Consider the following 2,036-nt stretch of genomic DNA (forward strand, 5'->3'; position numbering starts at 1 on the left):
CCAATCACTCTGCAAGGATATGTTTAGATCTGTGGAAACTTTATAGTTTTCTTCATTCGATGGATCGAGCGTTACTCCCTTATATTTCCTTTCATCTACCTCAAATTTTTCTATTACATGTCTACAAAAATCATCCTCAAGATAATTTGGATACTCTCTAATGTAATCTGTTAGTAATTTCATTTTTCTACTAGTTTGGAAAAACCACGTTCTTTTTCAAAGCGCAAAACAGAATCAAAGCGCTCATGAAGCTCTGACTTGTGACTGATGATGAATATATTAGCATCTTTAACAACATAGCGAATAATCTTGAGAAATTCCTCAGTACCAAATCCATCTAAGGAGCTATCGAATACCTCATCCATAATTAAGAGATTGGTGTTGACTGAGTTGCGTACACGAGCAACTTCACGCCAGGTGAACAGTAAAGCTAAGTCAATACGCATCTTTTCTCCTTCAGAAAATGATGAATAGGAGAAGCGTTCGTGAATAGGTGATACAACTGTCTCGTTAAATTCCTCATCAAGATTGAAGTTTATATAAAACTCCATCATCTGAAGATAGCGATTAACATGTTTATTAATAAGAGGAATGTACTTGCGAATGATGTTTGTTTTAACACCACCGTCCTTAAGGAGATCTGATATAAATTTGTGCTTATCCAACTCAATCTTTTTACTAGATAACTCATCAACAAGCACACGTAACTTGGAGATGAACTCGGTTAGTTTTTCTTTTTCCTCGGTTTGATTGTCAATCCTGTCACGTATTGATTCAATGTCATTTTCAATAGATCTAATTTGCTCAGTATAACCACTGATTTGTACGTTATTGGTAGATACGATTTTATTAGCATCCAAGATCTGCTTGGAAAGTAAGCTAAACTGTTTCTCTCTCGATTCTTCTTCTATGATTGCATCTTCAATTTCAGCAAAGCCCTTTCTAAGGTCTTTACCTTCTTCAGTTAGCTCACTTAACTTAGCTTCCTTTAGTTCATCGGTAATGTCCTGTGTGCAGGTTGGGCAAATAGCATTCTCTGTGAAGAACTTGTGATTCTTAGTTAAAGTGGAAATTTTTTGTTGGATCTTACCTTTAAAGCTACCAAGTTTTTTAAGTTTCTCAGTAGCTCCTGTATATTCTTCTAGCTGCTTGTTTAATTCTTCTAATTCAGAAATCTTTACTGCAACTTCATCACCCAATGATACCTGCTCAAACATCAGTTTCTTGGCAGATTCTTTCTTCTCTTCAATATTACTCTCACCACGCTTGGTAATGTCATCAATAAACTTCTTCTGCATCTCAGCTTTCTCTTTGATGCTGTTCTTCTTTAACTCAAGTACTTTAATTTCTTCACGTAAGGCTCTGAGTTTATCTTTAACCAAAGAACTCATTGTACTAAAAACACGTATATCTAGAAGATCCTCAATAACATCACGACGATTTGAGGCAGTGAGCTGCATAAAAGGAACAAAAGTAGAGCTACCCAAGATAACAATCTGAGTGAAAGACTTATAGTTAACCTTAAGGATATTTTCTTCTTGAGTGATTTGATTGTCGCGATCGTCACCACGCTTATCGAGCAACTTCCCGTCCACCTCAATATCGAATACATTGGGCTTAATCCCACGGCGGACAAGATACTCTCTGTTATTTGCGGTAAACTCGATTTCAACGAGGCAGTTTTTTTCATTTACAGTATTGACTAGTTGGGGTTTATTAATCTTTCGGAAGGGCTTATTAAAAAGCACAAACGTTAATGCATCTAAAATTGTACTCTTACCTGCTCCATTGCTGCCGATAATGAGGTTGGTGTTATTAGCAAGAAAGTTGATCTCGGTAAAATTATCACCTGATGACAAAAAATTCTTATAACGTAGTTTCTTGAAAATAATCATCAGTATTCAGCGGCAGGGGGTGGAAAAAAATCTGCGTCTGGTGGGACAAATAAATCGTCCGACTTAACGAAAATGTAGTTATGACCTTTCTCATTGAATAAGTCAATTGCGTTGCCTAGAGGAATTTCTGTTATTTCTAAC

At 36.2% G+C, this 2,036-nt stretch carries 2 protein-coding genes; both read right to left on the minus strand.

What is annotated here, in order from left to right:
* Nucleotides 1-183: hypothetical protein (locus HRU49_RS14595; RefSeq protein WP_296358458.1), on the minus strand; the 183-nt coding region annotated here is incomplete at its 3' end.
* A complete protein-coding gene (locus HRU49_RS14600; protein ID WP_296358460.1) occupies nt 180-1,895 on the minus strand; it encodes an AAA family ATPase in 1,716 nt (571 codons plus the stop codon). The genes HRU49_RS14595 and HRU49_RS14600, both read right to left, overlap by 4 nt.
* Nucleotides 1,896-2,036 lie beyond the last annotated feature (141 nt).

Origin of the sequence: Winogradskyella sp. (assembly GCF_013213975.1) — a bacterium.
Taxonomy (GTDB): Bacteria; Bacteroidota; Bacteroidia; order Flavobacteriales; family Flavobacteriaceae; genus Winogradskyella.